The organism is Mesorhizobium sp. M0909, from assembly GCF_040319515.1.
Classification (GTDB): Bacteria; Pseudomonadota; Alphaproteobacteria; order Rhizobiales; family Rhizobiaceae; genus Mesorhizobium.
Window position 1 is genome coordinate 22,223 of record NZ_JAMYOA010000008.1, and the last position, 13,429, is coordinate 35,651.

Sequence of the window (13,429 nt, forward strand, 5' to 3'; positions counted from 1 at the left end):
CTGCCCCTCACCCTTGCCCTCTCCCCGTGCAGATACAAGGGGCAGCGCCAAGTTTCGGATGGTGTTGTCACATGACCGATATCGCCAACGCCCCTGCCGCACGCCACATTCCGGATCGGCTCGACAACCCTTTCACCGCGGCGGTCTTCTCCTGGGAGGCGCTGCTCGTCGCGGTGGCGGTCGCCATCTTTGCCGTCAACAGTTTTGCTTCGCCCTATTTCCTCGACGCTTGGTCGCTCTCGGACCTGACCTTCAACTTCACGGAAAAGGCGCTGATCGCGCTGGCCATGGCGCTGCTGATCATCTCCGGCGAAATCGACCTGTCGGTCGCCGCCATCATTGCGCTGGCGTCAACGATGATGGGCATGGCAGTGCAGGCCGGCGCCGGCACTCCGGCGCTGGTGGCAATCGGCCTCGTCGTCGGGCTCGGCTGCGGCGCCTTCAACGGCGTGCTCGTCACCAGGCTCGGCTTGCCGTCGATCGTCGTCACCATCGGCACGATGAGCCTGTTTCGCGGCATTGCCTTCATCATCCTGGGCGACCAGGCCTACAAGGGCTATCCCGCGAGCTTCGCCTTCTTCGGCCAGGGCTATGTCTGGTGGGTGGTGTCGTTCGAACTGACGCTGTTCCTGATCGCGGCAGTCGTCTACTGGTTCCTTCTGCACCGGACGAGCTTCGGCCGCCGGGTCTTTGCCATCGGCAACAACCCGGTCGCGGCGCAGTTTTCCGGCGTACGTGTCGGCCGCATCAAATTCATCCTGTTTTGCTTGACCGGCCTGATGGCGGGCATCGCCTCGGTGCTGATCACCTCGCGGCTCGGCTCGACCCGGCCGTCGATCGCGCAGGGCTACGAGCTGGAAGTCATCACCATGGTGGTGCTCGGCGGCGTCAGCATCCTGGGCGGCGCCGGCAGCATTCTGGGTGTGGTGCTGGCGGCGTTCATCATGGGACTGGTGACCTTCGGCCTCGGCCTGCTCAACGTGCCGGGGATCGTCATGTCGATCTTCATCGGCCTGCTGCTGATCATCGTCATCGCACTGCCGATCCTGTGGCGGCGCGTACGGCGGGAGCGCTTTGCCTGATGCCCGAAAAATATGCGTTCAAGATGAAGCTCAATCCGGACATGAAGGCCGAATACAAGAGGCGCCACGACGACATCTGGCCGTCACTCGTAGCGTTGCTGAAACAGGCCGGTATCTCCGATTATTCGATCCATCTCGACGAGGAGACCAACACCCTGTTCGGCGTGCTGTGGCGACGCGATGACCACGGCATGGACGAATTGCCGAAGCATCCGGTGATGCAGCGTTGGTGGGCCGAGATGGCGGACATCATGGAGACCAGGCCGAACAACGAGCCGGTGGCGGTGCCGCTGGAAACAATGTTCCATATGGAATGACCAGCAACGTCGCCGTCATCGATATCGGCAAGACCAACGCCAAGGTGGCGCTGGTCGATCTCGCCACATCGAGCGAAGTGGCCCTGCGCACGGTGGCGAACGAGCCGGTTCGGCAAGGCCAGTACCCCCACCATGACGTCGAGCGGTTATGGGCGTTTATCCTCGGCAGCCTGGCCGAGATCGATCGCGAGCAGCGCATCGATGCGATATCGATCACCACCCATGGCGCAACGGGCGTGCTGGTCGACGCATCAGGCGAACTGGCGCTGCCGGTGCTCGACTACGAATTCGACGGGCCGGATGCCCTTGCCAGGGACTATGACACGATCCGTCCCGCGTTCTCCGAGACCGGCACGCCGCGCCTGCCGGCCGGCCTCAATCTCGGTGCGCAGCTGTTCTGGCAGCAGAAGCGCTTTCCGGCGGATTTCGCCAGAACCGCCGCGATGCTGATGTATCCGCAATACTGGGCCTTGCGCCTGACCGGCGTCGCCGCCAGCGAAGTGACTTCGCTCGGCTGCCACACCGATCTATGGAACCCGTGGAAAGCGGATTTTTCCTCGCTGGTCGACCGGCTGCAATGGCGCCGGCTAATGGCGCCGGTGCGGCCGGCCAAGGACCGCCTGGGCCCGATCCTGCCCGCTCTGGCGCGGCAAACCGGCCTCGACCCGCAAACGCCGGTGTTTTGCGGCCTGCACGATTCCAACGCCTCGCTGCTGCCGCATCTCCTATCCGACAAGCCGCCTTTCTCCGTCGTCTCGACCGGCACCTGGGTGGTGTCGATGGCGGTCGGCGGCAGCAAGGTCACGCTCGATCCGGCACGCGACACGCTGGTCAATGTCAACGCACTCGGCGATCCCGTTCCGTCGGCGCGCTTCATGGGCGGCCGTGAGTTCTCCCTGCTGACCGAGGGCCAATCGGAAGACTGGACGGAAGACGATGTCGCCGCGGTGCTGGCGCACAAGACAATGCTGCTGCCTTCCACGCAACAGGGCTCAGGGCCGTTTCCGCATCGTACCGCATCATGGTTTAACGCGGACGGTATGAGCGCCGGCCAGCGCTTTGTCGCCATTTCGTTCTACCTGGCGCTGATGACCGCGACCTGCCTCGACCTGATCGGCGCCGAGGGGTCAACCATCGTCGAAGGACCCTTCGCCCGCAACCGGCTGTTCACCCGCATGCTGGCTGCGGCGACGGCGCGCGCCGTCATTGCCTCCGAGGCTGCGACAGGCACCAGCATCGGCGCCGCGCTGCTGGCGTCGGACCGGGGGACACCGCAAGGCATAGGCGAAAGGACCGAACCCTCGGCCGATCCGGTCTGGACAAGTTACGTGCGCTCCTGGCGTTCGGCGTTCGACGAACGAGCCTGACCGCCGAGCTCATGGCGTCCTGATGTTCGGAGATGCCTAGCCCACGTAGAGCAATCCTTGTGGATCGATCTCCGGCTTGCGGCCGGCAACGAGGTCGGCGAGGAACTTTCCCGAACCGCAGGCCATGGTCCAGCCGAGATGGCCGTGGCCGGTGTCGAGGTAGAGATTGTCGTACCGCGCCCGGCCGATGACCGGCACGGAGTTCGGCATCATCGGGCGAAGTCCAGCCCAGAGCTCGGCCTTGCTCTCGTCGAAAGCCCCGGGGAACAGGTCTTTGCCGGTGTTCAGGATCGAGTTGAAATCGCGTGGCTTGAACGTGCGGTCGAAACCGGTGAACTCCGCCGTCGAGGACATCCGCAGCCGATTTCCCAGCCTGGAATAGCCGATCAGCCGGTCCTCGTCGGCGCCCCCCATGATCGGCCCCTTGCTTTCATCTTCCAGCGGAACAGTCACGGTATAGCCCTTCACGGGATAGACGGGCAGGTCGATGCCGTAGCGGCGGCCGAGCAGGCCGCTCTCCGGCCCCATCGAGATGACCACCGCATCGCCGGCCACCGGGCCGGCCGACGTCATCACCGCGCGCACTCGGCCGCCGTCGATGTCGAGGCCTGCGACAGTGGCGCCGTAGAGGAACTGGACACCGAGTTTCTCGGCGGCATAGGCAGCGAGGCGCTGCGTGAATTGGCTGGAGTCGCCGGTTTGGTCGATCGGCGAATAGACGCCGCCGGCAATCTTGTCCTTGGCGACGGCAAGGCCCGGCTCGAGCTCGACCAGCCGGTCGCGGCCGACGATCTCGATCGGCAGGCCGTGTTCGCCGAGATAACGATAATTGTCGGTGCCGGTATCAAAGCTCTGCTGCGAGCGGAAGAAATAGAGAATGCCTTTCTTGCGCTCGTCATAGTGGATGCCGGTTTCGGCGGAGGCGGCGTTGATGCAGTCGCGCGAATAGAGCGCCAGACGCAGCTTGACGTCGGTGTTGGCGCGCATGCGCTTATGCGTGCACTGGCGCAGGAAGCGCAGGCTCCAGGCGAAAAAATACGGATCAAAGCGCAGCCGCACCTTGATGCCGAGATCGTGGTTGTAGAGGCCGCGCAGGAACGTCTTCAGCGCGGCTGGCGAGGCCCAGGCGGTGGCGTCTCCGGGCGACACCAGGCCGGCATTCGACCGGCTGGTGCCGCGTGCTGCCGCCGGATGGCGCTCGATCACCGTCACCTCATGGCCGTCGCTGGCCAGATAATAGGCCGCCGCCGTACCAACGACGCCGGCCCCAAGCACCAGTATTTTCATTCCGCCCCCAGCGCGCCGAACCAACCTTTGCGGAGAGCCCACTTCACCCCAGAGCCGAATTCTTGCTGGTCAGGATGCGCTCCCAGGCAAGCGCATCGGCAACGATCTGGTCGAGGTTGTCGCGCTGCGGGGCCCAGCCGAGCTCGCCGCGCGCCAGCTCCGAATTGGCGACGACCGCGGCGGCGTCGCCGGCGCGGCGATCGCCCATCCGTACCTCGAAATCATGGCCGAAGACGCGGCGGACGCTGTCGATGACCTCGAGCACCGAATAGCCGTGGCTGTAACCACAATTGGCGACCAGGCTCGATCCGCCGGCACGCAGCCGCTGCAGCGCCAGCCGATGCGCCGCCGCCAGGTCGCTGACGTGGATATAGTCGCGCATGCAGGTGCCGTCCGGCGTCGGATAGTCGGTGCCGAACACCTGCATGAAGGAGCGCTTGCCGAGCGCCGTCTCGCAGGCGACCTTGATCAGATGCGTGGCACCGGGCGTCGACTGGCCGGTGCGGCCCTTCGGATCGGCGCCGGCGACGTTGAAATAGCGCAGCGCCGTATAGCGCAACCCATGGGCAATCGCCGCGTCGCGCAGCATCCATTCGCTCATCAGCTTGGACAGGCCATAGGGCGATTCCGGCGCAAGCCGGGCATCCTCGCGTACCGGCTCCAGGCCGGCGCCGCCATACACGGCGGCGGTCGAGGAAAAAATGAAATTGGGCACGCCTTCGCGCACCGCGGTCTCGATCAAGGTGCGCGTCTTGCAGGTGTTGTTCTCGTAATAGGCAAGCGGGTCGGCGACCGATTCGGGGACCACGATCGAGCCGGCGAAATGGATGATCGCGTCGACCTTATTGTCGCGGATGATCGAGGCAACCAGTTCCCTGTCGGCGACGTCGCCGACGACGAGCTTTGCTTCCGGAGCCACTGCCCATTCAAAGCCGGTGGAAAGCCGGTCAAGGACGACGACGCTGTCACCCGTGTCCAGCAATTCCCAGACCATATGGCTACCGATATAGCCGGCCCCGCCTGTCACCAAAACCGTCATCCGCATCCTCGCTATTCATGATTTGTCGGAACTGTCTCAATCGTCGCCTTACTGGAAAACCTGCCGCCGAGCCATTAGAACCTGCGGTAACCGGTCTCATCGGCGCGTGGCATTGTCCTGAAACAAGATTGATCCACATCAAGGGAATAGGCCACGTTCCGTGGTCGTTAGGAACAGGCTCGGGGCGTGGCATTTTGACCAAAAAGGCCAAGTGGACGACGAATGGGCCAATGACTATGATCGCGCGCAAAATTGGGAAGGCGACATGAACTACCAGCGGTTTTTCGAGGAAGCGATCGACCAGCTCCATGCAGAGCGTCGCTACCGCGTCTTCGCCGACCTTGAGCGTATCGTCGGGAAATTCCCGCGCGCCATCTGGCGCGCCAATGGCCGCGCCGAGGAAATCACCGTCTGGTGCTCCAACGACTATCTCGGCATGGGCCAGCATCCCGACGTCATTGCCGCGTTCCAGAAGGCGGCAGGCAAGATGGGGTCGGGCGCCGGCGGCACCCGCAACATCTCCGGCACCAGCAACCCGCTGGTCGAGCTCGAACTGGAGCTTGCCGACCTGCACGACAAGGAAGCGGCACTGGTTTTCACCTCCGGCTTCGTTTCAAACGAGGCGTCGATCTCGACCATTGCAAAGCTGCTTCCCAATTGTCTGATCATCTCGGACGAGCTCAACCACGCTTCGATGATCGAGGGCGTGCGGCGCTCGGGCGCCGAGAAGAAGATCTTCCGCCATAATGATGTCGCGCATCTCGAAAGCCTGCTGCAGACGGCCGGCCGCGAGCGCGCTAAGCTGATCGTCTTCGAGAGCGTCTATTCGATGGACGGCGACATCGCGCCGATCAAGCAGATCGTCGAGCTCGCCGAGCGTTACAACGCCATGACCTACATCGACGAGGTCCACGCCGTCGGCATGTACGGGCCGCGCGGCGGCGGCATCACCGAGCGCGAAGGGCTGGCCGACCGCATCGACATCATCGAGGGCACGCTGGCCAAGGCGTTCGGCACGCTTGGCGGCTACATCGCCGGCAACACTGCGGTGATCGACGCGGTGCGTTCCTATGCGCCGGGCTTCATCTTCACCACGGCGTTGCCGCCGGCGATCGCTGCAGCGGCAACCACCTCGATCCGCCACCTCAAGCGTTCGCAGGCCGAGCGCGACGCGCAGCTGCGTCAGGCGACACGGACCAAGCAAGTGCTGGCCGCAGCCGGCCTGCCGGTGATGGAATCGCCTACCCACATCGTGCCGCTTCTGGTGGGCGATCCCGAGCTCTGCAAGATGGCCAGCGACCGCCTGCTCGGTGTGCACGGCATCTATATCCAGCCGATCAACTACCCGACAGTGCCGCGCGGCACCGAGCGGCTGCGCATCACGCCTACGCCGTTCCATTCGGACGCGCTGATTGCTTCCCTGCAGGACGCGCTGGTGGAGACATGGGACGCGTTGGGGATTCCCTACGGTTCGGCCGGCCGGCCTTCAGTAGCCAAGAGCGACCGCGTCATTCCGTTGCTGGTGCCGAAGTCGGGCGGGTGAAGCCCGTTTGAAACTCTACTCGGGCTTCGAGGCAGCTCACACACTCGTCATCCATGTCGCCAGCCGGTGCGCGGCTTCTTCGAGCTGGTCGAGGCGGCGGTGGAAGCATAGCCTGAGGAAGGCTTCGCCGCCGGGGCCGAAGGCGGTGCCGGGGGCCAGGCCGACATTGGCGCGGTCAACCATGTCGAAGGCGGCAGCGCGGGAATCGGTGATGCCGTCGACCGCGAAGAACAGATAGAATGCGCCCTGGGGCACGGTGAAGCGCGCCCGCCCGGTTTCGGCAAGAATCCCGCAGACCAGGTCGCGCGCCGCCCTCGCCCGCTCCACCTGCTCGACGATGAAGGCATCGCCCTCATCCAGCGCAACGACGGCCCCGCGCTGCATGAACTGGGCAACGCCGGAAGTCGAATACTGGACCAGGTTTTCGAACACCTGCTGCAAGGCGGGATGGATCTTGATCCAGCCGATGCGCCAGCCGGTCATCGCCCAGTTCTTGGAAAAAGAATTGACGAACAGAATGCGGTCCTCATCGGCCATGATGTCGATGAACGACGGCGCGCGGCCGTGGCCGTAATGAAACAGCGAGTAGATCTCGTCGGCGATGATCCACAGACCCCTTTGGCGGGCAAGATCGAGGATCGCCTGCAACGTTTCCTTGCCGGCGGTCCAGCCGGTCGGGTTGGACGGCGTGTTGACAAACAGCGCCTTGGTCCTTGGCGTGATCGCCGCTGCGATCTTGTCGACATCGCAGGACCAGCCATTGCCCGACTGATCGAGCGTGACTGCGACTGGCACGGCGCCGGCTACCCCGGCGGCGGCGGCGAAGTTCGGCCATGCCGGCGACAGGTAGACGAGTTCGTCGCCCTTGCCGGCCACCGCGTCGATGGCCAGCTGGATGGCATGCATGCCGGAGCCGGTGACGATGAATTCTTCGTTGGCGAAAGTCTTGCCGAAATGCCTGGTGTAGTAGCGGGCGAGCGCCTGCCTGAGTTCGGGAATGCCTCTCTGCCAGGTGTAAAAGGTTTCGCCGTCGGCGAGCGCCTTGGCGGCGGCATCGGTGATGAAGGCGGGCGTCGGCAGGTCACCCTCGCCGGCCCAGAGCGGGATCATGCCGTCGCGGCCGCGGCCACGGTTCATGACGGCGACAATGCCGCTTTCAGGCGCCGCCCGAGCCTCGGCGCGCAAGGTATCGATCAAGGTCATGGATAGGTCCGTTTTCGTTTGCTCGACTGCTAGCGTGTTTCAGGGCGGACGAAAACAGAAAACCCCGGCCGCAAGCGACCAGGGTTTTGGTCCAGAAAGTTGCCGCAGGCGCTACTTTCTGGCGAGGAGATCGCGAATTTCGGTGAGCAGCGCGACATCGGCCGGCGGCGGGGCAGCCGGGGCGGCCGGTTTCTCGCGCTCCAGCCGCTGGCGCAGATTGTTCACCGCCTTGACCATCAGGAAGATGATGAAGGCGAGGATAAGGAAGTTCAGCGCCACGGTGATGAAGCTGCCATAGGCGAAAACCGCCCCCTGTTTCTTCGCATCCGCCAGCGATGTGGCGTTAACGGCCGAGGACAAGGGCAGAAAGTAGTTGTTGAAGTCCAATCCGCCCAAAATCGCCCCGATGACCGGCATGATGATGTCGTTGACCAGGGAGTCGACGATTCTGCCGAACGCAGCGCCGATGATGACGCCGACAGCCAGATCCATCACATTGCCCCTGGAAATGAATTCCTGAAACTCTTTCAGCATTCGACTCCTCCTTGTCCTGACCGACCGTTCTGCCGTCCGCTCCTCCGGCATCGACCGGTGGGCAGAATAGCAAAAACCTGCGGTTGCAACAGGATCAAAAGCTGGTTTCAGCCGGTCACGATTGCCCGAGGCAGCCGATATAATACGCCAAAAGCCGCGATGGACTTGATCGCCAAGCTGTGATTGCGTCTGATCAAGCCGATCCAAACCGGCACAGGGAGGAAGTTCGAGGCGTGCAGGGCTGGTTCATCGTCATCATCGCGATTGCCTATGTGACGTTGCTGTTTGCCATCGCCAGCCTGGGCGACCGGCGCTCGACTTCATCCGGCCCCGGCCGCGCCCGGCCCTTCATCTATGCGCTCAGCCTTGCCATCTACTGCACCTCCTGGACCTTCTTCGGCTCGGTCGGGCTGTCCTCCGAGCGCGGCCTCGAGTTCCTCGGCATCTATATCGGACCGGTGCTGGTGTTTGTGTTCGGCTTTCCGCTGCTGCAGCGCATTGTCAGGCTGGCCAAGACCGAGAAGATCACCTCGATCGCCGACTTTCTCGGCGCCCGCTACGGCAAGAGTTTTGCTGTCGCGGCGATCGCCACACTGATCGCGACCATCGGCGCGGTGCCCTATATGGCGCTGCAATTGAAGGCAATCTCCGGCTCGGTCAGCCTGATGGTCGAGCACTATACCGGCGCGCCGCCCTCCTTCGATCCGTTCGTCAGCGACATCTCGCTGGTCGTGGCCATGCTGCTGGCGCTGTTCGCGGTGCTGTTCGGCACGCGCCATGCCGACGCCACCGAACACCAGGACGGGCTGGTGCTGGCTGTGGCAGTCGAAACGGTGGTCAAGCTCGCCGCCTTCCTGGCGATCGGCCTGATGGTCACGTTCCTGATCTTCGGCGGGCCAGGCGACATCTTCGACCGGCTCGCCGAAAACACGCAGGTGCGCCAGGCGATGGGCTACAACACCTCGCTCGCTACCTGGCTGGTGCTGACATGCCTGAGCGGCTTTGCCATCCTCATGTTGCCGCGCCAGTTCTACGTCACCATCGTCGAAAACCGCAGCGAGGCCGAGCTGCGCACCGCGACATGGGTGTTTCCGCTCTATCTGGTGGCGATCAACCTGTTCGTGCTGCCGATCGCGCTGGCCGGCCTGGAACTGGTCGGCACGAGAACCAGCAGCGATCTTTATGTGCTGTCGCTGCCGCTGTTCAGCGGCCACGACGTGCTGGCCATGGCCGCCTTCATCGGCGGCCTGTCGGCGGCGACCGCAATGGTGATCGTCGAAAGCGTTGCGCTGTCGATCATGATCTCCAACGATCTGGTCATTCCTCTGTTCGTGAGGCGATTGCTGCGGACAACGACCTCCGAGAACGAGGACTGGTCGACGCTCATCTTGAATGTGCGGCGGGCGGCGATCTTCATCATGCTGTTTATCGCCTTCCTCTACTACCGCGAGAGCACCAACAACGCGCGACTGTCCTCGATCGGCCTGATGTCGTTCGCCGCGATCGCGCAGTTCGCGCCGGCAATGATCGGCGGCCTGGTCTGGCGCGGCGCCAACGGCCGGGGTGCCGCACTTGGCATGGTCGCCGGCATCGTCGTCTGGAGCTATACGCTGCTGCTTCCCTCGCTCGTCGCGCCCGATACCGGCATCCTCGCCCACGGCCTGTTCGGCTTAGATGTGTTGCGGCCGCAAGCTCTGTTCGGCACCGTCGCCGAGCCGCTGAACCATGGCGTGCTGTGGAGCCTGTCGATCAACACGCTGTTTTTTGTGTTCGGCTCGCTGTCGCGGGCGTCGGTGCCGCTGGAACGCATCCAGGCGTCGATCTTCGTGCCGCGCGAGGCGGGGCCGCTGCCGAGCCTGCGCCGCTTCCGCACCACCATCACCGTCAACGACCTCAAGGACACGATTGCGCGCTATCTCGGTGTCGAACGCACCGAGCGGTCATTCCAGTCATTCGAAAAGAGCAGCGGCACTTCACTGCACGGCAACGAGCAGGCCAGCATGGATGTCATCCGTTTCTCCGAGCAGCTTCTGGCCAGTGCCGTCGGCTCCTCTTCGGCGCGGCTGATCCTGTCGCTGCTGCTGCGCCGCAACGACCGCGAATCCAAGGACGCCTTCCGCCTGCTCGACGACGCCACCGAGGCGCTGCAACACAATCGCGACCTGCTGCAGATCGCGCTCGACCAGATGGAACAGGGCATCACTGTCTTCGACCGGGATTTCCGGTTGATCTGCTGGAACCGCCAGTACCGGGCGCTGTTCGACCTGCCCGACGAGATGGGCCAGGTCGGCGTCTCACTCGATCGTATCCTGCGCCACCTTGCCGAGCGCGGCGATATACCGGCAGATCAACGCGTTACCATGCTGAACCGCCTGACCAGCTTCGTCAGCCCGTGGCAGATGGAGCTGAAGACCAGCGGGCGCATTCTCGAATTGCGCTCCAACCCGATGCCGGACGGCGGCATCGTCGCCACCTACGCCGACATTTCCGGACGCGTCGAGCAGGATCTGGCGCTTAAGCGCGCGAACGAATCCCTGGAACAGCGGGTGAAGAGCCGCACCGCCGAGCTCACCCGCGTCAACGAGGAGCTGGCGCAGGCGCAGATGCTGGCCGAGGAGGCCAATCTCGGCAAGACCCGCTTCCTCGCTGCCGCCGGCCATGACATCTTGCAGCCGCTGAACGCCGCCCGCCTCTATTGCTCGTCGCTGATCGAGAAGACCGGCAAGGGGCCCGCCGGCAAGGCGGCGATGAACATCGAATCGTCGCTGGAATCGGTCGAGACCATCCTCGGCGCGGTGCTCGACATTTCGCGCCTCGATGCCGGCGCGATGAAGCCGGACGATACGACCTTCGGCCTCGACGGGCTGCTGCGCCAGATCGGCAACGATTTCCGGCCGCTTGCCGCCGAAAAGAAGCTCGAGCTCTCGATCATGCCGTCGTCGCTCAGCGTGATGACAGACCGCAATCTGCTGCGCCGCTTGATCCAGAACCTGGTCTCCAACGCCATCAAGTATACCCGCCGTGGCCGTATCCTGGTCGGCGTGCGGCGGCGCGGCGAACTGGCCGAGATCCAGGTGATCGACACCGGCATCGGCATTGCCGGCGACAAGCTGAACACCGTGTTTCGCGAATTCACCCGGCTGGACGAGGGCGCTCGCGAGGCGGAAGGCCTCGGCCTGGGGCTCTCCATCGTCGACCGCATCGCCCGCGTCCTGCGGCTCGAAATCCGGATCTTCTCCAACCCCGGCAAGGGCACACGCTTTTCCGTGCTGCTGCCGGTGGCGGCCGTGCAGGCACCGCGGCGAGAGGCCGAGGCGAAGCCGCCTGCCCGTGCCGCGGCCTCGCTTGCCGGGCTCAACGTGCTCTGCATCGACAACGACGCCCGCATCCTCGACGGCATGCGGCTCCTGCTTGAGGGCTGGGGCTGCAGCGTCGACACGCTTTCCGGCGCGGAGGAGCTCGACAGGTCCGGCATGCATCGGCCGGACATCGTGCTTGCCGACTATCATCTCGACAACAGGACCGGCCTCGAATTGATCGCCCAGTTGCGTGCGATCCATGGCGAGGACCTGCCGGCCGTGCTGGTCACCGCCGACCGCTCCAGCGAGGTTCGCGCCGCCGCCGGCAGGCTCGACGTGCCGGTGATCAGCAAACCGCTGAAACCGGCGATGCTGCGCTCGATGATGGCCAGGGTCAGGCCGCTGGCACCGGCGGCCGAATAGGGATCAGCCGGCCGTCTGCAGCGGGTCGCTGCCTATTTTGGACAAAAGGATGACCGCCTGGGTGCGGCTGTCGACGCCGAGCTTCTGCAGGATAGCCGAGACATGCGCTTTGATCGTCGCTTCGGAGACCCCGAGCTCATAGGCGATCTGCTTGTTGAGCAGTCCCTCGGCCAGCATGCCGAGCACGCGCGTCTGCTGTGGGGTCAGCGCCTGCAGCCGCTTGATCAGGTCGGAAATCTCGGGATCGCGCTCGACGCCGAGATCGACCCCGGCGGGTGCCGCGATATCACCTGCGAGCACCGACTGCACCGCATTGCGGATCTCCTCCATGCTGGCCGATTTGGAGATGAAGCCCGAGGCGCCGAGGTCGAGCGCGCGCCGGATCGTCACCGGATCGTCATGCGCCGAGACCACCATCATCGGCACCGCCGGATGGATGCCGCGCAGCGAGATCAGGCCGGAAAGACCGCTTGCCCCCGGCATCGAGAGATCGAGCAGCACCAGATCGACATCCTCATTGGCCAGGACCAGCGCCTTGGCGCTTTCGAAATCGCCGGCCTCGTGAATGGCGGCAACGTCTCCGATGCCCGCGAGTGCCTCCCTCAATGCACCGCGAAAAAGCGGATGATCGTCGGCAATGACGAATGTGTAGCCCAACGGTGATATCCCTCCCCGAATCCCGTTGGCGATTTTCCGCCTTGCAGGATATGAACGATCATAACGCCAAGCCTGCTGTTCGGCGTGGCCGGCTTGCTATTCCCGCCCCAGGTCTTTTTGCGAATTGCCTAGGTCTTTTGCGAATTGGGCTTGGCGCCGTCTTCGTCCTTGTCCATGTCCTTGACGATGTCCATGAAGCTACGCAGGAAGCGCTCCATGTAACCCATCGTCTTGTTGAAATCCTCCTCGCTGGGCAAAGTCGATTCGAGACGCGCGGCAAGCGAATTTTCGAGCTTGGCGACACGTTCGTCGAGCGCCTTCACCGAATTTTGCAGGCGGTCGACCTCATCCTGGAAGGCGGCACGTTCGTCGGCCGCCGTCTTGCAGACAAGCTGACCGGAGCGTTCCTCGCAGAGCGACATGGCGCCGGTTTGCGTATCCATACGGACATAGCCATTGGCCGATTTTTCCAACCGGTAGCGATCGGCTTCCTCGGAAAAGGCCGACGCCGCTATAAGCGAGACCAGTGCTGCGGGGATCAAGACGTGTTTCAGACGCATGTTTTCCTCCATGAGCCAGTCAGCGCAATCTATCACAGTTTGCGCCTGAAATGGGGACGAACCTGAAATGGGGAAGAACACGGGCCTGCCCTTCCCCGCGTGGTCGGTTCGGACTATA

General features: G+C 63.8%; 11 protein-coding genes. 5 read left to right on the forward strand and 6 right to left on the reverse strand.

What is annotated here, in order from left to right; genetic code table 11:
• The first annotated feature begins 71 nt into the window (after positions 1 to 71).
• From NKH83_RS14505 to NKH83_RS14515, 3 genes are read left to right on the forward strand one after another with little or no spacing between them, the layout of a single operon-like run.
• Positions 72 to 1,082 carry an ABC transporter permease gene (locus tag NKH83_RS14505; protein ID WP_352475905.1) on the forward strand — a complete coding sequence of 337 codons (1,011 nt, stop codon included), beginning with the start codon at positions 72 to 74 and terminating at the stop codon, positions 1,080 to 1,082.
• Complete coding sequence (rhaM, locus tag NKH83_RS14510; protein ID WP_352805341.1) at positions 1,082 to 1,399, forward strand: L-rhamnose mutarotase; 318 nt, start codon at positions 1,082 to 1,084, stop codon at positions 1,397 to 1,399. Before NKH83_RS14505 ends, rhaM begins: the two co-directional genes overlap by 1 nt.
• Complete coding sequence (locus tag NKH83_RS14515) at positions 1,396 to 2,766, forward strand: FGGY-family carbohydrate kinase (RefSeq protein WP_352805344.1); 1,371 nt, start codon at positions 1,396 to 1,398, stop codon at positions 2,764 to 2,766. The genes rhaM and NKH83_RS14515 overlap by 4 nt, the downstream gene beginning before the upstream one ends.
• Positions 2,767 to 2,802: 36 nt before the next feature.
• On the opposite strand, the gene NKH83_RS14520 is transcribed toward NKH83_RS14515, so the two are convergent.
• Together NKH83_RS14520 and galE are read right to left on the reverse strand one after the other, a co-directional pair.
• Positions 2,803 to 4,053, reverse strand: a complete 1,251-nt coding sequence (locus tag NKH83_RS14520; protein ID WP_352805347.1) for a D-amino acid dehydrogenase — start codon at positions 4,051 to 4,053, stop codon at positions 2,803 to 2,805.
• A 43-nt stretch (positions 4,054 to 4,096) separates the two neighbouring features.
• Positions 4,097 to 5,092, reverse strand: coding sequence for a UDP-glucose 4-epimerase GalE (gene galE / locus NKH83_RS14525; protein WP_352805350.1), 996 nt, complete (start codon positions 5,090 to 5,092; stop codon positions 4,097 to 4,099).
• A gap of 265 nt (positions 5,093 to 5,357) precedes the next feature.
• Here galE and hemA point away from each other — a divergent pair, with 265 nt between their 5' ends.
• Positions 5,358 to 6,635, forward strand: coding sequence for a 5-aminolevulinate synthase (gene hemA / locus NKH83_RS14530; RefSeq protein ID WP_254816350.1), 1,278 nt, complete (start codon positions 5,358 to 5,360; stop codon positions 6,633 to 6,635).
• 36 nt (positions 6,636 to 6,671) lie between these two features.
• Here the strand turns inward: hemA and NKH83_RS14535 are convergent, their stop codons facing one another.
• Entirely contained in the window at positions 6,672 to 7,838 is a 1,167-nt protein-coding gene (locus NKH83_RS14535) for a pyridoxal phosphate-dependent aminotransferase (protein WP_352805353.1), read from the reverse strand.
• Positions 7,839 to 7,949: 111 nt separating this feature from the next.
• Positions 7,950 to 8,372 carry a large conductance mechanosensitive channel protein MscL gene (gene mscL / locus NKH83_RS14540; protein ID WP_254816348.1) on the reverse strand — a complete coding sequence of 141 codons (423 nt, stop codon included), beginning with the start codon at positions 8,370 to 8,372 and terminating at the stop codon, positions 7,950 to 7,952.
• 233 nt (positions 8,373 to 8,605) lie between these two features.
• Between mscL and NKH83_RS14545 the strand changes: the two genes are divergently transcribed.
• The gene (locus NKH83_RS14545; RefSeq protein WP_352805356.1) at positions 8,606 to 12,094 is read left to right on the forward strand and encodes a PAS domain-containing hybrid sensor histidine kinase/response regulator; all 3,489 of its coding nucleotides are present in this window, start codon (positions 8,606 to 8,608) and stop codon (positions 12,092 to 12,094) included.
• 3 nt (positions 12,095 to 12,097) lie between these two features.
• Here NKH83_RS14545 and NKH83_RS14550 read toward each other — a convergent pair whose 3' ends face one another.
• Both NKH83_RS14550 and NKH83_RS14555 read right to left on the reverse strand, forming a co-directional pair.
• On the reverse strand, positions 12,098 to 12,760 hold the full coding sequence (locus tag NKH83_RS14550; protein ID WP_473556440.1) for a response regulator: 663 nt from the start codon (positions 12,758 to 12,760) through the stop codon (positions 12,098 to 12,100).
• A 119-nt stretch (positions 12,761 to 12,879) separates the two neighbouring features.
• On the reverse strand, positions 12,880 to 13,311 hold the full coding sequence (locus NKH83_RS14555; RefSeq protein ID WP_352644304.1) for a hypothetical protein: 432 nt from the start codon (positions 13,309 to 13,311) through the stop codon (positions 12,880 to 12,882).
• Positions 13,312 to 13,429 lie beyond the last annotated feature (118 nt).

Coding starts and splice junctions, on each gene's coding strand:
- NKH83_RS14520 (WP_352805347.1), bottom strand. CDS start 4,053: ATGAAAATACTGGTGCTTGGGGCCGGCGTCGTTGGTACGGCGGCGGCC.
- NKH83_RS14505 (WP_352475905.1), top strand. CDS start 72: ATGACCGATATCGCCAACGCCCCTGCCGCACGCCACATTCCGGATCGG.
- hemA (WP_254816350.1), top strand. CDS start 5,358: ATGAACTACCAGCGGTTTTTCGAGGAAGCGATCGACCAGCTCCATGCA.
- NKH83_RS14515 (WP_352805344.1), top strand. CDS start 1,396: ATGACCAGCAACGTCGCCGTCATCGATATCGGCAAGACCAACGCCAAG.
- galE (WP_352805350.1), bottom strand. CDS start 5,092: ATGACGGTTTTGGTGACAGGCGGGGCCGGCTATATCGGTAGCCATATG.
- mscL (WP_254816348.1), bottom strand. CDS start 8,372: ATGCTGAAAGAGTTTCAGGAATTCATTTCCAGGGGCAATGTGATGGAT.
- NKH83_RS14535 (WP_352805353.1), bottom strand. CDS start 7,838: ATGACCTTGATCGATACCTTGCGCGCCGAGGCTCGGGCGGCGCCTGAA.
- rhaM (WP_352805341.1), top strand. CDS start 1,082: ATGCCCGAAAAATATGCGTTCAAGATGAAGCTCAATCCGGACATGAAG.
- NKH83_RS14555 (WP_352644304.1), bottom strand. CDS start 13,311: ATGCGTCTGAAACACGTCTTGATCCCCGCAGCACTGGTCTCGCTTATA.